Source organism: Streptomyces sp. NPDC088812 (assembly GCF_044750285.1).
GTDB lineage: Bacteria > Actinomycetota > Actinomycetes > Streptomycetales > Streptomycetaceae > Streptomyces.
Window position 1 is genome coordinate 66,070 of record NZ_JBIVJP010000027.1, and the last position, 25,317, is coordinate 91,386.

General features: G+C 73.6%; 23 protein-coding genes. 7 read left to right on the plus strand and 16 right to left on the minus strand.

What is annotated here, in order from left to right:
• Positions 1-177 precede the first annotated feature (177 nt).
• Positions 178-1,338, plus strand: coding sequence for a right-handed parallel beta-helix repeat-containing protein (locus ACIP67_RS36680; protein WP_401697738.1), 1,161 nt, complete (start codon positions 178-180; stop codon positions 1,336-1,338).
• Positions 1,339-1,532: 194 nt separating this feature from the next.
• Here the strand turns inward: ACIP67_RS36680 and ACIP67_RS36685 are convergent, their stop codons facing one another.
• Together ACIP67_RS36685 and ACIP67_RS36690 are read right to left on the minus strand one after the other, a co-directional pair.
• The gene (locus tag ACIP67_RS36685) at positions 1,533-2,390 is read right to left on the minus strand and encodes a hypothetical protein (RefSeq protein ID WP_401697740.1); all 858 of its coding nucleotides are present in this window, start codon (positions 2,388-2,390) and stop codon (positions 1,533-1,535) included.
• On the minus strand, positions 2,387-2,956 hold the full coding sequence (locus ACIP67_RS36690) for a SigE family RNA polymerase sigma factor (protein WP_401697741.1): 570 nt from the start codon (positions 2,954-2,956) through the stop codon (positions 2,387-2,389). The genes ACIP67_RS36685 and ACIP67_RS36690 overlap by 4 nt, the downstream gene beginning before the upstream one ends.
• A 280-nt stretch (positions 2,957-3,236) precedes the next feature.
• Here ACIP67_RS36690 and ACIP67_RS36695 point away from each other — a divergent pair, with 280 nt between their 5' ends.
• A complete protein-coding gene (locus ACIP67_RS36695) occupies positions 3,237-4,688 on the plus strand; it encodes an NCS2 family permease (protein WP_401697743.1) in 1,452 nt (483 codons plus the stop codon).
• An 86-nt stretch (positions 4,689-4,774) separates the two neighbouring features.
• Here the strand turns inward: ACIP67_RS36695 and ACIP67_RS36700 are convergent, their stop codons facing one another.
• The 3 genes from ACIP67_RS36700 to ACIP67_RS36710 all read right to left on the minus strand — a co-directional run bounded on the left by ACIP67_RS36700 (position 4,775) and on the right by ACIP67_RS36710 (position 7,572).
• Entirely contained in the window at positions 4,775-6,226 is a 1,452-nt protein-coding gene (locus ACIP67_RS36700) for a peptidoglycan D,D-transpeptidase FtsI family protein (protein WP_401697745.1), read from the minus strand.
• Positions 6,227-6,330: 104 nt separating this feature from the next.
• Positions 6,331-6,795, minus strand: a complete 465-nt coding sequence (locus tag ACIP67_RS36705) for a GNAT family N-acetyltransferase (RefSeq protein ID WP_401697747.1) — start codon at positions 6,793-6,795, stop codon at positions 6,331-6,333.
• 3 nt (positions 6,796-6,798) lie between these two features.
• Positions 6,799-7,572 (minus strand): IclR family transcriptional regulator, encoded by a 774-nt coding sequence (locus tag ACIP67_RS36710; protein WP_401697749.1) that lies wholly within the window; start codon positions 7,570-7,572, stop codon positions 6,799-6,801.
• A gap of 111 nt (positions 7,573-7,683) precedes the next feature.
• On the opposite strand from ACIP67_RS36710, the gene ACIP67_RS36715 reads away from it, so the two are divergent.
• The 3 genes from ACIP67_RS36715 (at position 7,684) to ACIP67_RS36725 (ending at position 11,509) form a co-directional block, all read left to right on the plus strand.
• Positions 7,684-9,213, plus strand: a complete 1,530-nt coding sequence (locus ACIP67_RS36715) for an aldehyde dehydrogenase (NADP(+)) (protein ID WP_401697751.1) — start codon at positions 7,684-7,686, stop codon at positions 9,211-9,213.
• A 45-nt stretch (positions 9,214-9,258) separates the two neighbouring features.
• A complete protein-coding gene (locus ACIP67_RS36720; RefSeq protein ID WP_401697753.1) occupies positions 9,259-9,867 on the plus strand; it encodes a DUF1349 domain-containing protein in 609 nt (202 codons plus the stop codon).
• A 445-nt stretch (positions 9,868-10,312) separates the two neighbouring features.
• Positions 10,313-11,509 carry an aminotransferase class V-fold PLP-dependent enzyme gene (locus ACIP67_RS36725; RefSeq protein ID WP_401697755.1) on the plus strand — a complete coding sequence of 399 codons (1,197 nt, stop codon included), beginning with the start codon at positions 10,313-10,315 and terminating at the stop codon, positions 11,507-11,509.
• Between the two features lie 37 nt (positions 11,510-11,546).
• Here the strand turns inward: ACIP67_RS36725 and thpD are convergent, their stop codons facing one another.
• From thpD to ACIP67_RS36750, 5 genes are all read right to left on the minus strand, one after another.
• Positions 11,547-12,473, minus strand: a complete 927-nt coding sequence (gene thpD / locus ACIP67_RS36730; RefSeq protein WP_401697757.1) for an ectoine hydroxylase — start codon at positions 12,471-12,473, stop codon at positions 11,547-11,549.
• A 7-nt stretch (positions 12,474-12,480) separates the two neighbouring features.
• Positions 12,481-12,891 carry an ectoine synthase gene (locus ACIP67_RS36735; RefSeq protein ID WP_401697758.1) on the minus strand — a complete coding sequence of 137 codons (411 nt, stop codon included), beginning with the start codon at positions 12,889-12,891 and terminating at the stop codon, positions 12,481-12,483.
• Between the two features lie 29 nt (positions 12,892-12,920).
• Positions 12,921-14,192, minus strand: coding sequence for a diaminobutyrate--2-oxoglutarate transaminase (gene ectB, locus ACIP67_RS36740; protein WP_401697759.1), 1,272 nt, complete (start codon positions 14,190-14,192; stop codon positions 12,921-12,923).
• 39 nt (positions 14,193-14,231) lie between these two features.
• Complete coding sequence (ectA, locus tag ACIP67_RS36745; RefSeq protein WP_401697760.1) at positions 14,232-14,741, minus strand: diaminobutyrate acetyltransferase; 510 nt, start codon at positions 14,739-14,741, stop codon at positions 14,232-14,234.
• Positions 14,742-15,154: 413 nt separating this feature from the next.
• Positions 15,155-16,255 carry a pyridoxal-phosphate-dependent aminotransferase family protein gene (locus ACIP67_RS36750; RefSeq protein WP_401697867.1) on the minus strand — a complete coding sequence of 367 codons (1,101 nt, stop codon included), beginning with the start codon at positions 16,253-16,255 and terminating at the stop codon, positions 15,155-15,157.
• 170 nt (positions 16,256-16,425) lie between these two features.
• Between ACIP67_RS36750 and ACIP67_RS36755 the strand changes: the two genes are divergently transcribed.
• Entirely contained in the window at positions 16,426-17,517 is a 1,092-nt protein-coding gene (locus ACIP67_RS36755) for an amidohydrolase family protein (protein ID WP_401697762.1), read from the plus strand.
• 69 nt (positions 17,518-17,586) lie between these two features.
• Here ACIP67_RS36755 and cobC read toward each other — a convergent pair whose 3' ends face one another.
• From cobC to cobM, 6 genes are read right to left on the minus strand one after another with little or no spacing between them, the layout of a single operon-like run.
• On the minus strand, positions 17,587-18,648 hold the full coding sequence (gene cobC / locus ACIP67_RS36760; RefSeq protein ID WP_401697764.1) for an Rv2231c family pyridoxal phosphate-dependent protein CobC: 1,062 nt from the start codon (positions 18,646-18,648) through the stop codon (positions 17,587-17,589).
• A complete protein-coding gene (locus tag ACIP67_RS36765; protein WP_401697766.1) occupies positions 18,638-19,585 on the minus strand; it encodes a sirohydrochlorin chelatase in 948 nt (315 codons plus the stop codon). The genes cobC and ACIP67_RS36765 overlap by 11 nt, the downstream gene beginning before the upstream one ends.
• Complete coding sequence (locus tag ACIP67_RS36770; protein WP_401697868.1) at positions 19,582-20,268, minus strand: precorrin-8X methylmutase; 687 nt, start codon at positions 20,266-20,268, stop codon at positions 19,582-19,584. Before ACIP67_RS36770 ends, ACIP67_RS36765 begins: the two co-directional genes overlap by 4 nt.
• 5 nt (positions 20,269-20,273) lie before the next feature.
• Positions 20,274-21,977 (minus strand): precorrin-3B C(17)-methyltransferase, encoded by a 1,704-nt coding sequence (cobJ, locus tag ACIP67_RS36775; RefSeq protein ID WP_401697767.1) that lies wholly within the window; start codon positions 21,975-21,977, stop codon positions 20,274-20,276.
• Positions 21,974-23,242: a precorrin-6y C5,15-methyltransferase (decarboxylating) subunit CbiE gene (cbiE, locus tag ACIP67_RS36780; protein ID WP_401697768.1), complete on the minus strand. Its 1,269-nt coding sequence runs from the start codon at positions 23,240-23,242 to the stop codon at positions 21,974-21,976. Before cbiE ends, cobJ begins: the two co-directional genes overlap by 4 nt.
• On the minus strand, positions 23,239-24,057 hold the full coding sequence (cobM, locus tag ACIP67_RS36785; RefSeq protein ID WP_401697769.1) for a precorrin-4 C(11)-methyltransferase: 819 nt from the start codon (positions 24,055-24,057) through the stop codon (positions 23,239-23,241). The genes cbiE and cobM overlap by 4 nt, the downstream gene beginning before the upstream one ends.
• 529 nt (positions 24,058-24,586) lie before the next feature.
• On the opposite strand from cobM, the gene ACIP67_RS36790 reads away from it, so the two are divergent.
• On the plus strand, positions 24,587-25,315 hold the full coding sequence (locus ACIP67_RS36790) for a ZIP family metal transporter (protein WP_401697770.1): 729 nt from the start codon (positions 24,587-24,589) through the stop codon (positions 25,313-25,315).
• The last annotated feature ends 2 nt before the right edge of the window (positions 25,316-25,317 follow it).

Consider the following 25,317-nt stretch of genomic DNA (forward strand, 5'->3'; position numbering starts at 1 on the left):
GTGGTCCGGGGCGTCAACCGGGGGCGCGGGGGCGGGCGGGGAGCGAAAGTTTCGATCTTTTCCGCGCGGACCCGGCAACCTCTCCGGCCGGGGCGGCGACTGGGGTGCGGAGCCGGACCGGGGCGGCCCCTCCGGTCCGGCTCCGCACCCCCCGCCCCTCCAGGAAAGGAACGCCCCGTGCGTTTGAGCACCGGACGCCACCGCAGGACGCGCACCCTCTCGATCGCCGCCGCGGTGGCGCTCGCGGCGGGGGCGGGCGGCGTCCACCTCGGCCTGGCCCAGGGAGGCGCGCGGGCCGTGTCGACGACGGTCACCGTCTCCACCACCGCGCAGCTGGAGTCGGCCGTGAGGAACGCGGTCGCCGGCACGGTCATCGAGGTCCGCGGCGGCACCTACCACCCGACGGCCACCCTGACGTCGACGGCCAGCGGCACCTCCACGCAGCGGATCACCCTCCGGGCCCACGACGGCGAGAAGGTGAGGATCGACGGGTCCGAGCTGCCCGCCGGCTCCTGGCTCGCCGGGATCCACGGCAGCTACTGGACCGTGCAGGACCTGACCTTCCGGAGGGCGCCGGCGCAGGGACTCGTGGTGACCTCCTCGACCGGCGGCGTCTTCGAGGACCTGGTCACCGCCGACAACGGCGGCTCCGGGTTCACCCTGCGCGGCGACGGCACCGTCGGCAACCTCGTGCGGAACCTGGACAGCCACGGCAACCACGACGCCACCGGGCACGGCCGGACCGCGGACGGCATCGCCGTCACGTTCGGCTCGGGAGGCGGCAACCGGATCACCGGCACCCGTCTCCACGACAACGCGGACGACGGGCTCGACCTGTGGCAGTTCTCCACACCGGTGACCGTCGAGCACTCCTGGGCCTTCGGCAACGGCGGGAACCGCCGGGGCGACACCGCGCTCGAGGGCAACGGCAACGGCAACGGCTTCGAGCTGGGCGGCGGGGGCGTCGCGGTCGGACACGTCGTCAACGACAACGCGGCCTGGGACAACGCGCTCGACGGGTTCGCCGAGAACTCCAACACCGGGGCCGTCGCCCTCCACCGCAACACGGCCTACGCCAACGCGCGGGCCGGGTTCTCCTTCGCGACCGGTACGGCCCGCCTGACCCGGAACCTCTCCGTGGGCAACCAGGGCGGCCCGGCGGCACGGGGCTCGTCGACGGTGTCCGCGGCCAACAGCTGGGACAGCGGCGTGAGCACCCCGTCGTTCAGGTCGACGGACGCGACGACGGCGTACGGCCCGCGCGCGTCCGACGGCTCGCTGCCCTCGACGACGTTCCTGACCACCGGCTCGACGGCGATCGGTGCCGCCATGGACTAGGGCGCTTCTGACGGATCTCCGCGGCGTCGCGACGCCCGGCACGCTCCCCCACTGCCTGAACGGCGTGGGCGGTACCCCCACTCACCGCACGGCGCGAAGGGCCAGGTGGCTCCGCCACATGACCCTTCACACCGCACGCCGAGGGCACGCACCGAACGCCGCTCCTTCTCCCACGGAGATCCGTCAGAAGCGCCCTAGTCGTCGTGGACGGCGAAGTCCCCGCCCAGGGAGCGTTCCTCTCCGTCGGCCTCGCCCGCGATCACATAGCTGTCGTCCTTGGCGTCGCGGCCGCCGCGGTCGTGGTCGTACTGCCCGGCGAACACCCACTCGCCCGCGGCGATCGTACGGCCCTCCTTGAGCACCCAGGTGTAGACCAGGAAGCCGTCCTGCTCGGTGACGGTCAGGGTGAAGTCGTCCTCCGGCAGCGAGCGCCAGGCGCCGGTCGAGGAGACCCCGCCGGTCTGAGCGATCCTCAACTGCACGGTGAGCGCGGTGATCTCCTTCTTCGCCCTCACCGTGACGTTGCTCTGCGCCCAGAAGTCGTTGCTGTGGGGGTCGATGGAACCGTCGGACCACAGCGGCCCGTCGTCGTCGTCATCGTTGGGCGGCAGCAGCGTGACGGCGGGCGGTGCCGAGGTCGTCGGCTCCACGGTCCTCGGCGGGGAGGTGCTCGGCTCGGCCGGTTCCTCCTCCGCGCCGCCGGAGCCGGGCGTCGCCGACGGGGAGGCCGGCGGGCGGCTCGTGGCGCTGGGGGACTCCACCGGCGGCGGCGAGACGGCCACCGACTGCGGCCGCGGGGGATCGTCCTTCACCGCGGACGCCACCGCGTAACCGCCGACCGCGAGCATGCCCGCGACCGCGGCCGTCGCGCCGACGATCCGCGCCCAGCCCCACAGGGGCGGCCGGGTCGCCCGGTGGCCGGCGGCCCGGTCCTGCCCCGCCATGCCGCGCTCGATCCGGGCCAGGATGCGCGCGCGGTCGGGCTCGTGCGCCTCGGCCGCCTCGTGCAGCCGGGCGCGCAGCTCGTCGTGCACGTCCTGCCGCATCGTCATCGGTTCCTTCCTCCGGCCTCACCGGTGCGTGCCGCCATCACGGCGTGCACCTTCTGCGGAGCTCCTTGAGCGCCGAGCAGTCTTTGCAACTCGGCCATTCCCTTCGAGGTCTGGCTCTTCACCGTACCCACCGAGACCCCCAGGGCGAGGGCGGTGTCCTTCTCCGAGAGGTCGAAGGCGTGCCGCAGCACCACGCAGGCCCGTTTGCGGAAGGGGAGTCTACGCAGCGCCGACTGCACGTCCACCACGCCCGCGACGTCGGGGTTCTCCGTCTTCTCCTCGCGGTGCGACCAGAAGAGGGAGATCCTGCGGCGTTCGCGGACGGCGCTGCGGATACGGGTGCGGGCCAGGTTGGCGACGACGCCCCGCGCGTAGGCCACCGGATGGTCGGCCGCGCGCACCCGGTCCCAGCGGTGCCACAGCGCCAGCAGCGCGTCCGCCGCCAGATCGTCGGCCGCGTCCGCCTCGCCGGTCAACAGATGAGCGAGACGGGACAGTTCGGCGTAGTGGCGTTCGAAGAAGGCATGGAACTCCACGGAGGCTGCGTCGTCGACGACTGTGCCCACGGGTGACCTCTTCTCGGTGACTACCGGCACCCGGCGGGGCGCCTGCCGTGCGTGTCATGTAAATGACATGAAGATGTCCCGAGAGGGTGCCGGGACGAGAGCCGGAAGCGTAGCAGCGATCTCTGTCGGTTCTTGATCGGGGGTTCGAACGCCGTATGACGGTCCGAACGTTGTCCCACCCCGATTCCGTAACACGGCGAAAACCCGAAGCGGGTTCGACGCGGGAACAATCCAGCCAGCATCCGCACACTGATCCACCAGGACACGAGGAGGGCCCGTCATGTCAGACGTGCAGAAGGCGGCCGACCGGTCGACTGTCCCGCCCCCGGCGGTGAACGGCGTCGACCGGTTCTTCAGAATCTCCGCACGGGGATCGACGTTCGGCCGGGAGATACGCGGCGGCTTCGCCACGTTCTTCACGATGGCCTACATCCTTGTCCTGAATCCCCTCGTCCTGGGAAGCGCGAAGGACAAGTTCGGGCACTCCCTCGACGTCGTCCAACTCACCACCGCCACCGCCCTGGTGGCCGCCGTGATGACGATCGTCATGGGGGTCGGCGGCAATCTGCCGCTCGCGCTCGCCGCCGGCCTCGGCCTGAACGCGGTGGTCGCCTTCCAGATCGCCCCGCTGATGAGCTGGGACGACGCGATGGGCCTGATCGTGCTGGAAGGCCTGCTGATCTGCGTCCTGGTGGTGACCGGTCTGCGCGAGGCGGTCATGCACGCCGTCCCGCAGCCGCTGAAGCACGCGATCAGCGTCGGCATCGGCCTGTTCATCGCCTTCATCGGCTTCGTCGACGCCGGCTTCGTCAGCCGCGTCCCGGACGCCGCGAACACCACGGTCCCCGTCCAGCTCGGCGGCGGCACCCTCTCCGGCTGGCCGGTCCTGGTCTTCTGCCTCGGCGTGCTGCTGACCGTCGCGCTGCTCGCCCGCAGGGTCAAGGGCGCCATCCTGATCGGCATCGTGACCATGACGGTGCTCGCGATCGTCATCGACTCGATCGCCGACGTCGAGTCCTGGGGCCTGACCACCCCGTCCTGGCCCGACGAGGTCGTCTCCACCCCCGACTTCGGGCTGATCGGTCACTTCAGCCTGTTCGGCGCGTTCGGCGAGACCACCGCCGTCACCGTCGTCCTGCTGGTGTTCACCCTGCTCCTGTCGGACTTCTTCGACACCATGGGCACGGTCGTCGGCATCAGCGCCGAGGCGAACCTGCTCGACGAGGACGGCAAGGTGCCCCACCTCGGCCGAGTGCTGCTCATCGACGGCGCGGCGGCGGTCGCGGGCGGCGCGGCCTCGTCCTCCTCCGCGACCTCCTACATCGAGTCCGCCGCCGGCGTCGGCGAGGGCTCCCGCACCGGCTTCTCCAACCTGGTCACCGGCGGCCTCTTCGCCCTCGCCCTGTTCCTCACCCCGCTGCTCACCGTCGTCCCGCTCCAGGCGGCCGCGCCCGCGCTGGTCGCGGTCGGCTTCCTGATGATGAGCCAGGTCAAGAACATCGACTGGGACCGGTACGAGATCGCCGTCCCCGCGTTCCTGACGATCGCCGTGATGCCGTTCACCTACTCCATCACCAACGGCATCGGCGCGGGCTTCCTCGCCCACGTGGTGCTCAAGACGGTGCTGGGCCGGGCGAAGGAGGTCCACTGGCTGCTGTGGGGGGCCTCGGCCCTGTTCGTCGTGTACTTCGCGATCGACCCCGTCGAGCAACTGCTCGGCGTCGGGCGGTGACTCAGGCGACGGGCGCGCCCTGAGGGGCGCGGGGGAACTGCGCGACCGGCCGCGGCGGACCGCACGCCGGTCGCGCAGCCCCCGCCTCAACCGCTCAGCGCCGCCTGCATCATGGCCTTGGCGACCGGCGCGGCCAGTCCGTTGCCGCTGACCTCCGACCGCGCCGCGTCCGACTGCTCCACGACCACCGCCACGGCGACCTGCTCGCCGTCGGCCTCGCCGTACGACGTGAACCAGGCGTACGGCGTCTTGCTGTTGTTCTCGCCGTGCTGGGCGGTGCCGGTCTTGCCGCCGACGGTGACCCCGTCGATCAGCGCGTTCGTGCCCGTGCCCTTCTCGACGACCGTCTGCATCGCCGACCGCAGCTGCTCGGCCGTGCCGGAGCTGACGATCCGCGTGGTCGAGGCCTCGTCGTCGTAGTTCTCCAGCACATCGCCGCCGCCGTCGGTGATCTGCGCGACCATATGCGGCGAGACCAGCTCCCCGCCGTTGGAGATGGCGGCGGACACCATGGCCATCTGGAGCGGGGTCGCCGTCACGTCGTACTGGCCGATACCGGTCAGGGCGGTCGACGACTCGTCCATGCCGGACGGGTACACGCTCGGGTACGCCCGCACCGGCACGTCCTGCGTCTCGTCGTTGAAGCCGAACTTCTCGGCCATCGCCTTCACCGTGTCCTGTCCGAGCTGGACCGCCAGGTGCGCGAAGACGTTGTTGCACGAGTACTGGAGGGCGACCCGGATGGAGGCGTCCTCGCAGGGCGCGGACGTGTTCTCGTTCTTCAGGACCGTCGTCGTGCCCGGCAGCGTGTAGGGGTCCGGGCTGTCCGTCTTCTCGTCCACCGACGCGTACAGCCCGTCCTCCAGCGCGGCCGCCGCGACCACCAGCTTGAACGTCGAGCCCGGCGGCAGCGGCTGCCGCAGCGCGCGGTTGGTGAGCGGCTTGTCCTCGTCCGCGGTGAGCTTCTTCCAGGCCGTGCCGGCGGAGTCGGCGTCGGTGAGGGACGACGGGTCGTACGACGGCGTCGACACGACCGCGAGGATCCTGCCGGTCGACGGGTCGATCGCGACCGCCGCGCCCTTGGTGTCACCGAGCGCGTCGTAGGCCGCCTTCTGCACGTCCGGGTCGATCGTGGTGATCACGTTGCCCGGGTCGGCCCGCCGGCCGGTGACCGTGTCCATCGCGGTCGTCAGCCGGCTGTCCGTTCCGTTGAGCAGGTCGGCGTAGATGCCCTCCAGCTGCGTCGGGGCGTAGCTCTGCGAGGCGTAACCGGTGACCGCCGCGTACAGCTCGCCGTCCGTGTACGTGCGTCTGTACTCCAGGTCGCTGCCGGCCGTGGCCGCCGAGCCGGTGACCGCCTTGCCGGCCACGATGATGTTCCCGAGCGGCTCCGCGTACGTCTTGATCGCGCCCCGCCGGTTGTCGTTGTCGTCCGCGAGCGCCTGGCCCTCGTAGAACTGCACCCAGGTCGCCCGGATCAGCAGGGCGAACACCAGCAGCAGCGCGAAGACCGAGGCGCGCCTGATCGTTTTGTTCATGGCGTCCGGAAGACGAACGGGCGGAGGGGAAACGTTCCCATCCGCCCGGTTTTCTCATCGTCCGTTCATCTGGCGCCCGTCGGGGCCGGGGCAGCGGACCGGCCTCACTCCAGCAGCAGCACGACCTCGTCGATCTCCGCACCCCGCGCGGGCGCGTACCCCCTGGCCCGCGTCGTCGCCCGGAACCCGCACTTCTCCAGCACGCGCAGCGAGCCGGCGTTGTCCGCCGCCGCCCGCGCGTACAGCGGCCGCTCCGTCACCTCGGCCAGCAGCCCGCGCAGCGCGGCCGTCGCCACGCCCCGCCCCCAGTAGGCGCGGTCCACCCAGTACGTCACCTCGCGCTCGCCGGGCTCCCCGTACACCGCCGCGTTCCCGATCACGTCCCCGTCGGCCAGGACCGTGCGGACCAGAGCGGTCGACCGGAGGCGTTCCCAGCGCGCCTCGAAGGCGGCCCGGTCGGCCGGGTCCTTTGGGGTGAACGCGGCCATGCGCAGCGCCTCGGGATCGTTGAGCTGCCGGAAGAAGACCGGCAGGTCGCTGTCGTGGACCTCGCGGAGCACCACCCGCACCGTTCAGAGCCTCCGGGTCGCCAGGGTCAGCCGGTCGCGCGCGTCGAACAGCGCGTCCTTCACCAGCTGCTCGTGCGCGGGGGTCAGCCGGGCCACCGGCACCGAGCAGCTGATCGCGTCCCGCGCCGGGGTACGGTACGGGATCGCCACGCCGAAGCAGCGCAGGCCCAGCGTGTTCTCCTCGCGGTCCACGGCGAAGCCCTGCTCGCGGATCTGGTGCAGCTCCTCGATGAGCTTCTCCCGGTCCGTGATGGTGTGCTCGGTGAGCGCCGGGAGCGTCTCGGGGAGGATCTTGCGGACCTGCTCGTCGGTGTGCGTGCTCAGCAGCGCCTTGCCGAGGGAGGTCGAGTGGGCCGGGAGGCGGCGGCCGACCCGGGTGAAGGGCCGCAGGTAGTGCTGGGACTGGCGGGTGGCGAGGTAGACGACGTTGGTGCCGTCCAGGCGGGCCAGGTGGATGGTCTCGGTGGTGTCGTCCGAGAGCCGGTCCAGCGTCGGCCGGGCGGCCGCGACCACCTCGTCGCCGTCGATGTAGGAGGTGCCCACCAGCAGGGCCCGCACGCCGATGCCGTAGCGCGTGCCCGTGGCGTCGGTCTCCACCCAGCCCAGCTCCACGAGTGTGCGCAGCAACATGTACAGGCTCGACTTGGGGTAGCCGACGGCCTCCTGGACCGCCGCGAGGGAGTGCATGCCGGGGCGACCGGCGAAGTATTCCAGCAGTTCAACCGTCCGTACCGCGGACTTGACCTGCGCCCCGCCCCCCGTCTCGCCAGCCGACATCGCCCTTGACCCCTTCCATCGACGGAAATAGTCTCCAACAGCATATTCATCATCAGAGACGGCGTTCAGTATATCGAACGCCTATGAGACAGAGCGCGTGGAGGACCCGCGGTGGCAGCAGCACCAGTCTGGAGTGTCGACCCCCGAACCGGGAAGCAGCGGGAACAGGTCGCGGTGGAGGCGACGGCCCAGGAGGTGGACGCCGTAGTCCGCGCCGCCCACGCCACCCGCGAGGCGCTCGCCGACCGCACGGTCCGCGCGGCCTTCCTGCGCACCGCCGCCGACCGGCTCGAGGCGGCCAAGGACCACCTGGTCGAGGTGGCCGACGCCGAGACCGCGCTCGGCCCGGTCCGCCTCGGCGGCGAACTCGCCCGCACCTGCTACCAGCTGCGCGCGTTCGCCGGCATCGTCGACGAGGGCGCCTTCCTCGACGTCGTCATCAACCACCCCGACGACACGGCCACCCCGCCCGTCCCGGACCTGCGCCGCTACAAGGTGTCCCTGGGCGTCGTCGCCGTCTACTCGGCCTCCAACTTCCCCTTCGCCTTCTCCGTCGCCGGCGGCGACACCGCGAGCGCGCTGGCCGCGGGCTGCCCGGTCGTCGTCAAGTCCCACCCCGACCACCCGGCCCTGTCCGAGCTGGTCGCCCAGGTGCTGCGGGACGCCGCCGCCGAACACGGCGTCGACCCGGCCGTCGTCGGTCTCGTGCACGGCTTCGAGGCGGGCGTCGAGCTCATCCGCCACCCGCTGGTCGCCGCCGCCGGCTTCACCGGCTCCATCCGGGGCGGCCGCGCGCTGTTCGACGCGGCGGCGGCGCGGCCGGTGCCGATCCCGTTCCACGGTGAGCTGGGCTCCCTGAACCCCGTCGTCGTGACCGAGGCGGCCGCCGCCGAGCGCGCCGAGGCGATCGGCACCGGCCTCGCCGGGTCGATGACGCTGGGCGTCGGACAGTTCTGCGTGAAGCCGGGCCTCGTGCTGGTGCCGTCCGGCGCCGCCGGCGACGGGCTGGTCAAGTCGCTGACGGACGCGGTCGGCGACACGGACGCCGGCGTGCTGCTCGACCACCGGATGCGGGACAATTTCATCGCGGGGGTCGCCGAGCGCACCGAGCTGCCCGACGTCGAGTCCCCGGTGACGCCGGGCGCCGGCGGCGAGCACACCGTCAGCCCCGGGTTCCTGACCGTCCCCGCGGCCCGGCTGGCCGAGGAGGGCGAGTACGACCTGCTCCTGGAGGAGTGCTTCGGGCCGGTCACCGTCGTGGCCCGCTACGACTCCGACGGCGAGGTCAAGGCGGTCCTGTCGCGGCTGCCGGGCAACCTCACGGCGACGGTCCAGCTCTCCGAGGGCGAGGCGGCGGGCGAGGGCCGCGGCTCCGAGATCCTCGCCGACCTCACCCCGCTCGCGGGGCGCGTCCTGGTCAACGGCTGGCCGACGGGCGTCGCCGTCGCCCCGGCCCAGCACCACGGGGGGCCGTACCCGGCCACGACGTCCACGTCGACCTCCGTGGGCGGCACGGCCATCGAGCGGTGGCTGCGGCCGGTCGTCTACCAGAACGCCCCCGAAGCGCTGCTGCCGCCCGAGCTGCGCGACGACAACCCGCTCGGTCTGCCCCGGCGCTTCAACAACCACCTCGAGCGCTGAGACACCCGTTGCCACGCGGAGAGAGGGAACCGGGACACTCCGATGATGGACGTCGAACTCCCCGAACTGCCCTTCCCCCTCCGCACCTACGGTCCTGACGGGCACTGGTCCTACGAGGACGGAGTCCTCACCGGATGGGCCGGTCCCCGGCAGGACCGGTTCGTGCCGCCCACCGGGGAGGCGCTGGACCCCGCCACCGACGCGCCCCGGCTGCTCGGGGCGCCCGAAGGGGACTTCCAGCTCGTCGCACGGGTCACCGTCGGGTTCAACGGGGCCTTCGACGCGGGCGTGCTCTACGTCCACGTCGGCGAGCGGGCCTGGGCCAAGCTCTGCCTGGAGTACTCCCCGGACGTGCCCACCGTCTGCACGGTGGTCACCCGGGGGCACTCCGACGACGCCAACTCCTTCACGGTGGACGGCAGCACGGTCTGGCTGCGGATCAGCCGGACCGGGCGGGCCCTCGCCTTCCACGCCTCCCGGGACGGCGAACGCTGGACCTTCGTCCGGCTGTTCACCCTGGGCGACGAGAAGGAGACGGGCGCGGCCCTGGTCGGCTTCATGACGCAGTCACCGATGGGCCAGGGCTGCGTGGTCACCTACGACCGCCTGGAGTACCGGCCGACATGGCCGGACGACCTGCGCGACGGGAGCTGAGCGCGGCGGTCGCCGCGGGCAGGGCCGCCCATGCGGAAGATGGGGTGACCGCGTGCACGAACGGTCTCATCGATCTCCCAAGAACCAACTGGGTGGCGTGATCGGCGTGCAGCTTCGGTACAGCTTCCGCTCGTACCCGGCCGCCGGTCAGCGCACAGCGCTGGCGAGGGCATTCGGGTGTGGATCCCACCCGAAGTCCTCACCCATCCGGTGGGAGCAGGCGGGAATCCCCGGCCTTCGGGCCAGGGAGGATGCCAAGTGGGCAAGGCCCGCTTCTTCGCACGTCGACGCGGGCGACGCCGGGGCCTGTGGTCCGGACGGGTGTGCGGTGCCGCGGCCCTGAGGCGGGACGGCGCAGGTGGCGCGCGTCTCATAAGCGTTCCTTGGGGGCACAGCGTAGGAATACGCGATGGACTGCGACTTCCGCGGGCCGCAGAGTGGAGCCATGGAGACCACGGAGAGCACCGGGAGCGAGACCGGCGGGACCACCGGGAGCGCGCGCACGACCACCGCGAGCACGACCATCGGGAGCGCGAGCACGGAGACCGCGCGGCGCCCGCGGGCCGGGCGGAGCAGCCCGAGTCCGCAGACCTTCGACACCCTCGTCCGCGCCGAGTTCGCCCCGAAGGGCACCTACCTCAACACCGCGAGCAACGCCCTGCTCCCGGCCCGTACGGTCACCGCCCTGCACGAGGCGGCGGTGCTGCGGGCCGAGGGCAGGCCGCTGACCCCGCTGTACGAGGACGTGGAGGCCTGCCGGGCCGCGTTCGCCCGGCTCGCCGGCGTCCCCGCGACCCGGGTGGCGGTCGGCTCCTCGGTCGCCGCGCACACCGGGATCATCGCCGCCTCGCTGCCCGCGGGCGCCGAGGTGCTCACCGCCGAGGACGACTTCACCTCGGTGCTGAACCCGTTCCACGTCCGCGGCGACCTCAAGGTCCGTACCGTGCCGCTGGAGCGGATCGCGGAGTCCGTCCGGCCCGGCACCGCGCTCGTCGCGGTCAGCGCCGCCCAGTCCGCGGACGGCCGGATCACCGACCTGTCCGCCCTGCGGGAAGCGGCCCGGACACACGGCGCACGCACCTACGTCGACCACTCCCAGTCCGCGGGCTGGCTGCCGATGCACCCCCACGTCGCCGCCGACGACTTCACCGCGGCCGTCTCCTTCAAGTGGCTGCTCGGCCCGCACGGCGCGGCCTTCCTCGTGGTCCCGGAGGACCTCGGCGGGCTGACGCCGCTGCTCGCGGGCTGGGTCGCGGGCGAGGCGCCGTGGGACAGCTGCTACGGCCCCGTGGCCGAACTCGCCCACTCCGCACGGCGCTTCGACCTCAGCCACGCCCTGTTCACGTTCGCGGGACTGCGCCGCTCCCTGGACCTAGTGGAGGAACTCGGCGTGGCCGCCGTCCACGCCCACGACGTGGCCCTCGCCGACCGGTTCCGGGCCGGGCTCGCGGACCTCGGCCACGAGCCCGTGCCCGCCCCCGGCTCGGCGATCGTCTCGGTGCCCGGACTCGGCGTCCGGCAGCGGGAGCTGAGCGGCGCGGGCATCGAGGTCTCCGACCGCGCGGGCAACCTGCGCGCGTCCTTCCACCTGTACAACACGGCCCGGGACGTGGACCGCCTGCTCGACGCGCTGTCGGGCTGAGCCCGCGGCGCGCCGGGCGGGCGGCCCCCGGCTCACCTCACCGGACGGGGGTGAAGTCCCGCGCCCCGATGAACTCGGGCCGCCGCACCGGCGCCGCGAACGGCTCCATCGCCGCGTTCTCGACGCTGTTGAACACGATGAAGACGTTGCTGCGCGGGAACGGCGTGATGTTGTCGCCGGACCCGTGCATGCAGTTGCAGTCGAACCAGGTCGCCGAACCGGCCCGGCCCGTGAACAGCCTGATGCCGTACTCGGAGGCCATCGTGGTGAGCGCCTCGTCGGAGGGCGTGCCCGCGTCCTGCATCTGGAGCGACTTCTTGTAGTTGTCCTTCGGCGTGGCGCCGGCGCAGCCGAGGAACGTCTTGTGCGAGCCCGGCATGATCATGAGCCCGCCGTTGGTGTCGTGGTTCTCGGTCAGCGCGATCGAGACGGACACCGTCCGCATCCGGGGCAGACCGTCCTCGGCGTGCCACGTCTCGAAGTCGGAGTGCCAGTAGAAGCCGGAGGCGCCGAAGCCCGGCTTGACGTTGATCCGCGACTGGTGGACGTACACGTCGGAGCCGAGGATCTGCCGGGCCCGGCCGACGACCCGCTCGTCGCGCACGAGGCGGGCGAAGACCTCGCTGATCCGGTGCACCTCGAAGACGGACCGGATCTCCTGGGACGCCGGCTCGACGATCGACCGGTCGTCGGCCCGGATCGCCGGGTCGGCCACCAGGCGGTCCAGCTCCCGCCGGTAGACGGCGACCTCGTCGTCCGTGAGGAGCTCGTCGACGGTGGCGAAGCCGTCCCGCTCGAAGGAGTGGAGGTCGAGCGGCTCGAACGGGCCGGGTGCGTCGGGCGCGCCCCAGACGACCGGGTCCTGGCGGGGGACGGTCACCTCGGTGGCGCCGCGGCTGGGGTAGAGGTCGGGGAAGCCGGTCGCGGCGGGGGCGGCGGTCGCGGGGGTCAGGTGAGTGGTCATGGGTGTCTCACACCTCCTCGGGCTCGGGTTCGGTGAGCAGCGGATAGACGCCGTTCTCGTCGTGGTCCTCCCGTCCGGTCACGGGCGGGTTGAACACGCAGATGCAGCGGAAGTCCTCCTTGACGCGCAGCGTGTGCCGCTCGTGCCCGTCGAGGAGGTACAGGGTGCCGGGCGTGATGGTGTGGGTGAGCCCGGTCTCGTGGTCGGTCAGTTCGGCCTCGCCCTCGACGCAGACGACGGCCTCGATGTGGTTCGCGTACCACATGGACGTCTCGGTGCCCGCGTAGAGGACCGTCTCGTGGAGGGAGAAGCCGACCCTCTCCCTGGCCAGGACGATGCGCTTGCTCTCCCATGTCCCGGAGGCCGACTTCACATGCCGGTCGGTGCCTTCGATGTCCTTGAACGAGCGGACGATCACGGTGGGTATTTCCTTCCTGACCAGGGATTTCAGACGGTTTCCCGGACGGCGCGGGCGAGGATGCCCAGGCCCTCGTCCAGCTCCTCCGGGGTGATGGTGAGGGCGGGCAGCAGCTTGACGACCTCGCTCTCGGGTCCGGACGTCTCGATCAGCAGCCCGAGCTCGAAGGCGCGCCGCGCCACCCGCTCGGCGCGCGCCTTGTCGTGGAACTCCAGGCCCCAGACCAGTCCGCGGCCCCGGTACTCCTTGACGTCGGCGAGGTTCTCCTCGGTGAGGGAGATCAGCGCCCGCTCGACCTGCTCGCCGCGGGTACGGGTCTGCTTCTCCATGGCGGAGCCGTCGGACCAGTACGTCTCCAGGGCGGCGGTGGCGGTGACGAACGCGGGGTTGTTGCCGCGGAAGGTGCCGTTGTGCTCGCCCGGCTCCCACACGTCCAGCTCGGGCTTGAACAGGCACAGCGACATGGGCAGCCCGTAGCCGCTGATGGACTTGGACACGGTGACGACGTCCGGGACGACACCGGCCTCCTCGAAGGAGAAGAAGGCCCCGGTGCGGCCGCAGCCCATCTGGATGTCGTCGACGATCAGCAGCATGTCCTGCCGCTCGCACAGCTCCGCCAGCGCCCGCAGCCACTCGGGACGGGCGACGTTGATGCCGCCCTCGCCCTGCACGGTCTCGACGATCACGGCGGCGGGCTTGTTCAGCCCGGACCCCTGGTCCTCCAGCAGCCGCTCGAACCAGAGGAAGTCGGGGACGGTGCCGTCGAAGTAGTTGTCGAACGGCATCGGCGTGCCGTGCACGAGCGGGACGCCCGCGCCCGCCCGCTTGAACGCGTTCCCGGTGACGGCGAGCGAACCCAGCGACATCCCGTGGAAGGCGTTGGTGAACGACACGATCGCCTCGCGCTCCTTCACCTTGCGCGCCAGCTTCAGCGCGGACTCCACGGCGTTGGTGCCGGTCGGACCCGGGAACATGACCTTGTACGGCAGGTCGCGCGGCCGCAGCACCAGGTCCTGGAAGGTCTGGAGGAAGGACCGCTTGGCGACGGTGGACATGTCGAGCCCGTGGGTGACGCCGTCGCGCAGCAGATAGTCGATCAACGCCCGTTTGAGGACGGGGTTGTTGTGGCCGTAGTTGAGGGATCCGGCACCGGCGAAGAAGTCGAGGTACTGGTGGCCGTCCTCGTCCCGCATACGGCTGCCCCGGGCGCGGTCGAAGACGACCGGCCAGCCGCGGCAGTAGCTGCGCACCTCGGACTCGAGGGTCTCGAAGACGCTGAGGTCGGGCTGGGTGATGGTCACGGCGGAACGCTCCTCGGTGTGACGGTGTGGGGGGTGAGCTCAGGCGGAGGTCAACGGGCCGATGCGGTAGAGGACTTCCGGGTCGTGCGGGCCGTCCGGGAACAGGCCGGCGCCGAACAGCGGCTCGCGGGTGACGTCCGCCCCGTGCCGGGCCGCGTAGGAGGTGAACAGCCGCTCGGAGGCGGTGTTGCCCGGGGTGATGGTGGTCTCGACGGTGGTGACGGGGTGCTCGGCGGTGATCCGTGCGGTCAGTCCGTCGAGCAGGGCGGCCGCGAGTCCGCGGCCGCGGTACGCGGCGTCGACCGCCACCTGCCAGACCAGCAGGGTGTGCGGGGCCTCGGGCCGGACGTATCCGGTGACGAACCCGACGGGCCGCCCGTCCTCCGCCCGCGCCACCGCCGAGGTGGCGGCGAAGTCACGGCACCACAGCAGATAGCTGTAGGAGGAGTTCAGGTCGAGCTTTCCGGATTCCTTGGCAATGCGCCAGAGCGCGGCCCCGTCGGCCACCGACGGGCGGTCGATCAGCAGGTCTGCTTGTGTGGCAGTCATGCGGATGGAACTTACCGAGGCGAATTAGAAAATGCATGGAGAGGGGGCGCTGGTTGTGTGATGCCCCTGTGATCGTCGAGGGGTATGTACGGTTTTGCACCGCGCAAAATGGTGCATAAAGGTAGCGCTGTGCGATGCGTCACGCGCTCGCAATCCCACCGAAAATCTCTCGCGTTTAGCTACTGTGATTCCGGGCAGAAGAACCCGGGAAAGCCGTCGGCAAGTAATTGGGTTGGGGTGGATTGCGGAATTGCCGTGAATTCGGAATCCGGTGGACCGTCTTTCGGTGGGCCGTCATCCGGGGGGCTGTCATTCGGTGGCCGTCCGCATGCGGGAGCTCGTCCGGCCGTTTCCGGGTACGCGAACGGCGCCGGGTCGCCCCGGCGCCGTCGACGCAGAACCCGCGGGACGTCCTACTGCCAGGCCGCGTCCGCCGCCCGCAGCGCGCCCTGGAGGTCCACGTCGCGTCCCTCGTCGGCGAGGGCCCCGGCCAGGGCCGTCAGGGAGCCGCGGACCGCGCCCGGCGTGGCGTCGGCGCCGTAGTGGTTGACACGGATCATCTCCTCGGCCAGCGCGCCCCCGCCCGCCGCGAGCGCGAGCGCCGGGTCGCTCGCCAGGGCCCGGGCCACCAGCTTCACGGCGGAGACACCCGACGGGGAACGCAGGGTCGTGGCGACCGGCGCCGCGTGCGCCGCCTCGTGCACGTACGGCTCCAGGCCGCCGCCCAGGGCCGCCGCGCCCGCGCGGGTCGCCGCGGCGGCGGACGCGTGCCGGGCCATCACCCGCGCCGGCCCCTCCGCCTCGATCCGTTCCACGCACGCCTCCAGCGCCAGCATCTCCAGCTGCGCCGGCGCGTGCAGCAGCGCCTTGCGGCCGCCGTCGACCCAGCGCTCCTTCCAGTCGAGGAGGGAGAGGTACGAGCGGCGCGGCGCCCGCGGGTTCGCGGCCATCCGCGCCCACGCCCGCTCGCTCACCGACACCGCCGACACGCCCGCCGGGCCGCCCATCGCCTTCTGTGCGCCGATCACGCACAGGTCCACGCCCCACGCGTCCGGCAGCACCGGCTCCGCCCCCACGGAGGCGACCGCGTCCAGGTAGAACAGCGCGCCGTGCTCCTTCACCACCTCGCCGATCTCCGCGACCGGGTTGGTGTTGCCGGTGGCCGCCTCCGCGTGCACCAGGGACACGAAGTCGATCTCCGGGTGCTCGGCGAAGGCCCGGCGGATCTGCTCGGCGCCGACCGCCGTGTGGAACGGCACCGCCAGGTCGACCACCGTGGCGCCGCAGTCCCGCAGCCAGTCGCCGAAGGTCTGCCCGTACGGGCCGGTGATGACGTTCAGGGCGGTCGTGCCGGGCCCGGCCGTCGCCCGGATCGCCCCCTCCAGCGGCAGCAGCGCCTCGCCCTGCATGATCACGACGTTCTGCTCGGTGCTCAGCAGGCGCGCCACGCGGTCCTCGATCGACGCGAAGCGGCCGGCGCTCAGCGGGGCCAGGTCCAGGAACGGGTGTGTCACGGCGGTGCTCTCTTCACTCACGGGGTGGACGTGACGAGGGTAACCGGCACGTCCCGCAGCGGCCCGGCCCGCCCGAGAGGGCCGGCACCGGCCCGCTGCTCCCTCCCCGGGGAACGTCCGGCCCGGCGGGGGCGACGGCGCCCGGCCGGTGCCTGACTAAGGTGCCGTACATGAGCGATGAGCCGGTGCTGCACGTGACGGGCCGGGTCCTGGCCGGACCCGACGACGTCCGCGACGAACTGTGGATCGTCGGCGGACGGATCTCCTACGACCGCCCCGCCGGCGCCCGGGACGTCCGCACGGTGACGGGCTGGGCCCTGCCCGGCCTGGTCGACGCCCACTGCCACGTCGGCCTCGGCGCGCACGGGCCCGTCGACCGGGACGTGGCGGAACGGCAGGCGCTGACCGACCGGGACGCCGGGACGCTCCTCATCCGCGACGCGGGATCCCCCTCCGACACCCGCTGGACCGACGACCGCGAGGACCTCCCGAAGATCATCCGGGCGGGCCGGCACATCGCCCGCACCCGCCGCTACATCCGCGGCTACGCCTGGGAGGTCGAGCCGGAGGACCTGGTGGCGTACGTCGCCCGGGAAGCCCGGCGGGGCGACGGCTGGGTGAAACTCGTCGGCGACTGGATCGACCGCGACGCGGGCGACCTGGCCGCCTGCTGGCCGCGCGGAGCCGTCGAGGCGGCGATCGCCGAGGCCCACCGGCTGGGCGCGCGCGTCACCGCCCACTGCTTCGCGGAGGACAGTCTGCGGGACCTGGTCGAGGCGGGCATCGACTGCGTCGAACACGCGACGGGGCTGACGGACGACCTCGTCCCGCTCTTCGCCTCGCACGGCGTGGCGATCGTCCCGACCCTGGTCAACATCGCCACCTTCCCCAAGCTCGCCGCCGGCGGCGAGACGAAGTACCCCCGCTGGTCGGCCCACATGCGCCGCCTCCACGAGCGCCGCTACGACACCGTCCGCAACGCCCACGACGCCGGCATCCCGGTCTTCGTCGGCACCGACGCGGGCGGCACCCTGCCCCACGGCCTGGTGGCGGAGGAGGTCGCGGAGCTGGTGGCGGCCGGTATCCCGCCGGTCGAGGCCCTCGCCGCGGCCACCTGGGCCGCCCGCGCGTGGCTCGGCCGCCCCGGCCTGGACGAGGGCGCGGCGGCGGACCTGGTGGTGTACGAACGGGACCCCCGCACCGACGTACGCGTGCTGGGAGCCCCGCTGCGGGTGGTGCTGAACGGGCGGGTCGTGGGCTGAGGAGGCTGAGCGGGCGGCGCGTGCGGGCTGGGGGAGCGTGTACCGGGGCCCTCCTCGCCCCTCCCCGCCTCACGGCGACACGGTGGCCAACGCCCGTTCCAGCGCCCGCAGGAACCCGTTCACCGTCGCCCGGTCCCGCACCGCGAGCCGCAGCCACTCCTCCCCGAGCCCGGGGAAGGTGTCCCCACGCCGCACGGCATAGCCCAGGCCGCGCAGACGCTGCCGTACCGCCGCCGCGTGCTCCAGCCGCACCAGCACGAACGGGCCCTCCGCCGGGCCCGCCACCCGCACCCCGTGCCCGGCGAACTCCTCCAGCCCGGCGACGAGGTGGGCCCGGTCCGCGGCGACGCGACGGGCCGCGTGGGCGGCCTCGGCCAGCGCCCGCGGCGACACACACGCCTCAGCCGCCGCCAGCGCCGGCGTCGACACCGGCCACAGCGGCTGCGCCCGCTCCAGTTCGGCGATCGTGTCCGGCGCAGCGAGGACGTAGCCGATGCGCAGCCCGGCCAGCCCCCATGTCTTCGTCAGACTGCGCAGCACCACCAGACCGGGCACGTCCGTCCGCCCGGCCAGCGCCTCCCGCTCGCCCGGCACCGCGTCCATGAACGCCTCGTCGACCACCAGCGTCCGCCCCGGCCGGGCCAGCCCGGCGAGCACGGACGCGGGGTGCAGCACCGACGTCGGGTTCGTCGGGTTGCCGACGACCACCAGGTCGGCGTCCTCGGGGACGGCCGCGGCGTCCAGCCGGAAGCCGTCCTCCTCCCGCAGCAGCACCCGCTCCACCACGTGCCCGGCGTCCCGCAGCGCCGCCTCCGGCTCCGTGAACTGCGGATGCACCACCACCGCCCGACGGATCTTCGAAGCGCGCGCCACCAGCACGAACGCCTCCGCGGCGCCCGCCGTCAGCAGCACCCGCCCCACCGGCAGCCCGTGCCGCGCCGCCACCGCGGCCCGCGCCGCCCGCCCGTCCGGATAGGCCGCGAGCCCGGCCAGGGACGCGGCGACGTGCTCCCGCAGCCAGGCCGGGGGCGTGTCCGCGCGGACGTTGACCGCGAGGTCGACCAGCGCGGAGCCGTCGTCGCGGACCTCCGCGTCACCGTGGTGGCGCAGGTCGTGCCCGTCAGTGCGCATGGGAGTGCGTGTGCCCTCCGTGAGGGTGGTGCCCGTGCCCGTGGCCGTGCCCGTGGTGGTGGCCGTCGTCGTCCGGGTGGAAGTGCGGCTGCTGCGGCATCCCCACCTTGTCCTCGAAGCCCGGCAGCGCGATGCGGTACACGCACGAGTCGCAGTTCATCCGCAGATCGCCCTCGACGGCCTCCGCGTACCGCTCCATCACCAGGTCCAGCAGCTCCGGCTCGGGCCCGATGACGTCCGCCGACCGCACCTCGACCTCCGGGTGCGCGGCCGCCCAGCCCTCGGTCTGCTGCCGCACCCGGTCCGGCAGGATCCCGGTGAACAGAAAGTAGGGGAGCACGACGATCCGCCGCGCGCCCAGCATCACGCACCGGTCCAGGCCGTTCGGCACGTCCGGCGCGGCCAGCGACACGAACGCCGTCTCCACGCCCGCGTACCCGCGCCCCTCCCACAGCAGCCGCGCCGCCTTGTGCACCTCGGCGTTGGCGTCCGGGTCGGTCGACCCGCGCCCCACCAGCAGCACGGTCACGTCCGCCCGGTCCCCGGGTGTGCGCCCGGACGTGCCGAGCGCCTCGTCCAGGCGCCGCTCCAGCACGTTCAGCAGCGCCGGGTGCGGTCCCAGCGGACGCCCGTAGGCGTACGAGATCCCCGGGTGCCGCTCCTTCTCACGGGCGAGCGCCGCCGGGATGTCGCCCTTGGCGTGCCCGGCGGACACCAGCATCAGCGGGACCGCGGCGAAACGCCGTACCCCCCGCTCCACGAGCTCGGCGACGGCCTCGCCCAGCGGCGGCGGGGACAGCTCGATGAAGCCGCCCGCGACGGGCAGCTCGGGGTGGCGGCGCCCCAGCTCCCGCACGAAGGCGCGGAACGCCTCGGCTCCGGCATCGTCCCGGGTGCCATGGCCGGCGATGAGCAGGGCGGGCGGCGGGGTGGTCACTGTTTCTCCTCGGAGTGGGAAGCGGAGGGGGAAGCCGGGCGGGGAGCCGGGTGGGAAGCGGAGGGGGAAGCCGGGTGGGAAGCGGAGGGGGAAGCCGGGCGGGGAGCCGGGTGGGGAGCGGGGTGGTACAGCAGGGCGTTGAGCGCGGCGGCGGCGACCGCCGACCCGCCCTTCTCGGACACGTTGCTCACGGCGGGCAGCCCGCTCTCGCGCAGCGCGGCCTTCGACTCGGCCGCCCCGACGAACCCGACGGGCAGACCGATGACGAGCGCGGGGGAGGCGTCCAGCGTCAGCAGCTCCTCCAAGGCGGTCGGCGCACAGCCGATCACCCAGAGCGCGCCCGGCCCGACCTGTTCGTACGCCAGCCGCACGGCGTGCGCCGAACGGGTCAGCCCAGGGCCGGACACGGCGTCGCTCAGCCGGCAGACGGTCTCCCGCCGGGTGATCCCGGCCGCGACCATCTCCACGTCCACGACCACCGGCGCCCCGGCGTGCAGCGCGGCGTGCGCGCCGGCCAGGTCCGCCTCGTCCAGGACGAGATCGTCCGCGTACTCCAGGTCGGCGGCGGAGTGGATCACCCGCTCCACCACCGCCCGGGTCAGCGGAGGGAAGTGCGAGGTGTCCAGGCGGGCGCGCAGCCGCCGGAACGACTCCTGCTCGATCGGGTGGACCACCCGGGTCACCTGCGTCACCGTGCCTCCTCCTGCGAGCTCTCCTGCCAGCGGTAGCCGCGCGGCGTCACCATGCGGCCCGCGATGTTCCGGGTCGCGGTGTTGCCCACCGTCACGACCGTCATCATGTCGACCGTCGCCGGGTCGAGGGCGGCGAGCGTCGTCACCCGCGCCGACCCGTCCGGACGCGAGGCGTTGCGCACGACACCCACCGGCGTCGCCGGTTCCCGGTGCCCGGCGAGGAGCGCGAGCGCCTTGGGCAGCTGCCAGTCGCGGCCCCGGGAACGGGGGTTGTAGAAGGTGACCACGAGGTCCGCCTCGGCCGCCGCCCGCACCCGCCGCTCGATGACCTCCCACGGCGTGTGCAGGTCGGACAGGCTGATCGACACGTGGTCGTGGCCCAGCGGAGCGCCGAGCAGCGCCGCGGCGGCCAGCGCCGCGGTCACCCCCGGCACCCCGACCACGTCGATGTCGTCGGACGCCTCGGCGAGCGCCGGCGAGGCCATGGCGTACACGCCCGCGTCCCCGCTGCCGATCAGCGCGACGGCGTGCCCGCGACGAGCCTCCGCCACGGCCGTGCGGGCCCGCTCCTCCTCCGCGCCGAGCCCGGACTCCAGGACGCGGGTGCCGGGCCGCAGCAGGTCGCGGATCTGGTCGACGTACTGGTCGAGCCCGACGAGCACCGAGGCCCGCCGCAGCTCCGCCCGCGCGCGCGGGGTGAGCAGGTCCCGGGCGCCGGGCCCGAGCCCGACCACCGCGAGCCGCCCGCGCCCCGGACGCCGTACGACGGCACAGGTCGCCATCGCGGGACGGCCGTCGCCGCGCCGCGACTTCCGCTTCGGCACGAGGAGGGTGCCCCCGCGCGCCAGCGCCGCCGCCTCCGCGACGGACGGGGTGCCGACGGCGGCCAGGGGCGCGTCGGACGGGTTCGGCACCGGCACGGCGGCCAGCTCCTCGGCGGAGTACGTCACCACCGGCACCCCGAGCCGCTCGGCCGCCCCCAGGATGCCCGGCTCCTCGCGCTTGGCGTCCACGGTGGCCAGCTCGGCGACGCTGCGCGCGGACAGTCCCGCGTCCCGCAGAGCACCTTCGATCACGTCGAGCACTTCCCCGGCCGGGGCGCCCCTGGACGCACCCACCCCCACCACCAGGGACGGCGGACGCAGCAGGACCTCGCCGGAGCCGGCCGCGACCGCCCGGTCCGTGACCCGCACGGTGCACGCGCCCTCCGCGGCGAACGGCACCGGCGGCAGCGGCCACGCCACCTCCGCGTCCAGCACCACCGGCTCCCCGTCCAGCAGCGCCCGCGTCACCCCGGCGACATCGCCCTCCACGGGCAGCCCGAGGGTGTCCAGGCCGGGGATGCCGACGGCGTCCGTCGCCGTCGTCACCACGGGCCGGGCCCCGAGCAGCTCGCCCACCCGCAGGGCCAGCGCGTTGGCGCCGCCCGCGTGCCCGCCGACCACCGGGACCGCGAACCGCCCGGCCTCGTCGACGCAGACCACACCCGGGTCGGACGCCTTGTCACCGAGCAGCGGCGCGATCAGCCGTACGACGGCGCCCGTCGCCAGGAAACACACGAGCTGCTCGCACTCCGCGAACGCCCGCCGGACGGCGTCCCCGACGGGACCGTCGTACACCCGGGTGCGGTCCGGCCACGCCGCGGCCAGCCGGTCGCGCGCCGCCGCCCCCGCCGCGGTGGCGGAAATGAGGCCGATCACTGGGGAACTCCTTCTTCAGGTTCTTCAGGTTCTTCAGGGACGGGGGCTCTGGTCCCCCACAGCAGGAAAACGGGATTGGCGGCCGCCAGCCGGGTCACGTCGCCCGGCAGCGGCGCGAGCCGCGAGGACTGGAGCAGGACGCCGTCGCAGACGAGACCGGCGTCCGTGAGCGCGGCCCGCGCCGCCGGCACCCGGTCCAGCGCGGCCATCGCGACGACCACGCTCCGCCGGGCCCGCCGTGCGCACACGCCGACGATCTCCGCCAGCTCACGCCCCCCGCCCCCGACGAACACGCTGTCGGGATCGTCCAGCCCGGCCAGCGCGTCCGGCGCGGTCCCGTGCACGACGTGCACGTCGACCTCGTGCGCGGCGGCGTTGGCGCGGATCCGCGCGACCCCGTCCGCGGCCCTCTCCACGGCGCTCACGGCGGCGCCGAGCCGCGCACACTCCACGGCCACCGACCCCGAACCGGACCCCACGTCCCACACCAGGTCACCGGGGCGCGGCCCGAGCCGGGCCAGTGCCAGCGCCCGCACCTCGAACTTGGTGATCATCGAGTCGCGGTGGGCGAAGCCGCCCTCGTCCAGCGCCCACCCGGCGGGGCGGCCGGCCGGTCCCGCGACGGTCCGCACCGGACCGAGCAGCCGCCCCTCGTCCAGGCACAGCACGACGCTCACCGCCGTACCCCAGTCGCGGGCCGCGGCCTCGGCCGGGGTGACGCGCTCCACGCGCTCGCCCACCGGGTCGCCCAGCGCGGACGCCACGACCAGGACCCGCCCCGGGGCGGTCCGGGCGAGCGCGGTGCCCAGTTCGGCCGGGCCCGCGCCGGGACCGGTCAGCACCGCGACCTTCGGATACGCCCGGCACAGGTGGACGGCGGTGCGCGGATCCCGCCCGTGCGCGCTGACGACCACGGCGTCGTCCCAGGTCAGCCCGAGCCGGGCGAAGGCGGCGGCGACGGAGGAGACACCGGGCCGCACCTCGAGCCGGTGCGGTCCGAACCGCTCGGCGAGCGCCCGCACGATCCCGAAGAACCCCGGGTCGCCCGAGGCCAGCACGACCACCCGCCGCCGTGCCGCGACGTACTCCTCCATCGCGTCGAGAGCGGGCGCCAGCGGCCCGAGCACGATCCGCCCGGCGCCCTCGGGCAGCCGTACGGCGTCCAGGTGCCGACGCCCGCCGACGACCAGGCCGGCGCCCGCGAGGACGCCGTCGTCCGGCGGTGACCCGGTGCCCGTGCCGACGACGGTGATCGGACGGCTCACGTACCGGCACCCCGCTCGCGCAGCGCCTTGCGGGCGGCCGGGTCGGCCCTGCGGTAGCCGTGGAAGTGGCCCGGGTGGTACAGGTGCGAGCGGGTGCCGTGCGCGTCGAGGGCCGGCCCGACCAGGAACAGCGTGTGCTTCCAGAGCTTGTGCTCCTTGACGGTCTCCTCCAGCGTGCCGATCGTGCACCGCACGACCAGCTCCTCCGGCCACGTCGCCTGGTAGGCGACGACGACCGGCGTGGCGGTCGGATAGCCGCCCTCCAGCAGCTCCCGCACGAGCTGCCCGCTGCGGGCGGCCGACAGGAAGAGCGCCATGGTGGTGCCGTGCCGGGCGAACTCCCGGACCTCCTCCCCGGGCGGCATCGGCGTCTTGCCGCCGCCGAGCCGGGTGAGGATCACCGACTGCGCGACCTCCGGGATCGTCAGCTCCCGCTGGGCGAGCGCGGCGACCGCGGAGAACGAGGAGACCCCGGGCACGACCTCCGTCTCGATGCCGATCTCCCGGCACCGGTCGAGCTGCTCCTGCGTGCCGCCCCACAGCGCGGGGTCACCGGAGTGGATCCGGGCGACGCGCAGCCCCGTGTCACGGGCCCGCTCGTACACGGCGACGACGTCCTCCAGGGACATGGCCGCCGAGTCGAGGATCTCGGCGCCGTCACGGGCGTGGTCGAGGACCTCCGCCTGCACCAGGCTCGCGGCCCAGATCACGACGTCGGCCTCGGCGATGGCGCGCGCGGCACGGAACGTCAGCAGGTCGGCGGCGCCGGGGCCGGCACCGACGAAGGTCACCTTGCCGGCGGGGGCGTCGGCCATGGGTTCGGGTCCTCTCATGACGGAAGGGGGACCGGCCCGGTGGACCGGGCCGGAGCGGAGCGGGGGTGCCGCATCAGAACAGGGCGGCGGGGCCGGGCGCACACGGCAGCGGGGGGCGGGCGGGAGCCGGCGGGCCGGGCACTCCGTGCGCGCGGGTGCCCGCACGCGGCCGTGCGGTACGGGAGCGGGCGAAGGGGACGGGGGCGTGGTGCGCCCGGGCGTTCGCGCGCGGCCGTGCGGTGCGGGAGTGGGCGAGCGGGAGGGGGGCGTGGTGCGCCCGGGCGTTCGCGCGCGGCCGTGCGGTGCGGGGGACGGCCGTCCGGGGCGGAGTGCCGTGCGTCCGGGCGTTCGCGTGGGCTCGTGCGGTGCGGGAGGAAGCCGGGGCGCCGGCGGCGCCGTGCGCGCGGGCACGGCCGGCCCGGACGGGGGCACCGGCCGAGGCGGGCGCCGTCTGCGCGGGCCGCCGGACGGTGCCCGCGCGCGGGGGCCGGAGGTGCGCCGCCGGGGCGTGATCGGATACGAAGGGCGCATGGCGGTGTTCGTCGCGCTCGGCGCGTTCCTGATGACGTTGGCCGGCGGCTGGACGGCACAGCGGGTGACCGACCGCCGCCATCTGGTGCTGGGCCTGGCCGGCGGCCTGATGCTGGGCGTGGTCGGCCTGGACCTGCTGCCCGAGGCCCTGGAGGCGGCCGGCACCGAGGTCCTCGGCGTCCCGGCCGCGCTCCTGCTCTTCGTCGCGGGGTTCCTGTTGGCCCATCTGGTGGAACGCCTGCTGGCCCACCGGCAGGCGGCGCACGGCGCGGAGGAGCACGACGGCCGCACCCCCGAGGTGGGCCTGACGGCTGCCGCGGCCATGGTCGGTCACAGCGCCATGGACGGTGTGGCGATCGGCGCCGCCTTCCAGGTGGGCGGCGGCATGGGCACGGCCGTCGCGCTCGCCGTCGTCGCTCACGACTTCGCGGACGGCTTCAACACGTACACGATCACCAGCGTGTACGGGAACGACCGCCGCAGAGCCCTGGCCATGCTGTGCGCGGACGCGGTGGCCCCCGTGCTGGGCGCCGCCTCGACCGTGTTCGTCACCATCCCCGAACCGCTGCTCGGCGCCTACCTGGGGTTCTTCGGCGGCGCGCTGCTGTACCTCGCGGCCGCCGAGATCCTCCCCGAGGCCCACCACACGCACCCGGCCCGCTCGACCCTGCTGTGCACGGTCGCGGGCGTGGCGTTCATCTGGCTGGTGGTGGGCCTGGCGGGCTGACC

Coding starts and splice junctions, on each gene's coding strand:
- ACIP67_RS36685 (WP_401697740.1), bottom strand. CDS start 2,390: ATGACGATGCGGCAGGACGTGCACGACGAGCTGCGCGCCCGGCTGCAC.
- ACIP67_RS36695 (WP_401697743.1), top strand. CDS start 3,237: ATGTCAGACGTGCAGAAGGCGGCCGACCGGTCGACTGTCCCGCCCCCG.
- ACIP67_RS36700 (WP_401697745.1), bottom strand. CDS start 6,226: ATGAACAAAACGATCAGGCGCGCCTCGGTCTTCGCGCTGCTGCTGGTG.
- ACIP67_RS36710 (WP_401697749.1), bottom strand. CDS start 7,572: ATGTCGGCTGGCGAGACGGGGGGCGGGGCGCAGGTCAAGTCCGCGGTA.
- ACIP67_RS36720 (WP_401697753.1), top strand. CDS start 9,259: ATGGACGTCGAACTCCCCGAACTGCCCTTCCCCCTCCGCACCTACGGT.
- ACIP67_RS36725 (WP_401697755.1), top strand. CDS start 10,313: ATGGAGACCACGGAGAGCACCGGGAGCGAGACCGGCGGGACCACCGGG.
- thpD (WP_401697757.1), bottom strand. CDS start 12,473: ATGACCACTCACCTGACCCCCGCGACCGCCGCCCCCGCCGCGACCGGC.
- ectA (WP_401697760.1), bottom strand. CDS start 14,741: ATGACTGCCACACAAGCAGACCTGCTGATCGACCGCCCGTCGGTGGCC.
- ACIP67_RS36755 (WP_401697762.1), top strand. CDS start 16,426: ATGAGCGATGAGCCGGTGCTGCACGTGACGGGCCGGGTCCTGGCCGGA.
- cobC (WP_401697764.1), bottom strand. CDS start 18,648: ATGCGCACTGACGGGCACGACCTGCGCCACCACGGTGACGCGGAGGTC.
- cobM (WP_401697769.1), bottom strand. CDS start 24,057: ATGGCCGACGCCCCCGCCGGCAAGGTGACCTTCGTCGGTGCCGGCCCC.
- ACIP67_RS36790 (WP_401697770.1), top strand. CDS start 24,587: ATGGCGGTGTTCGTCGCGCTCGGCGCGTTCCTGATGACGTTGGCCGGC.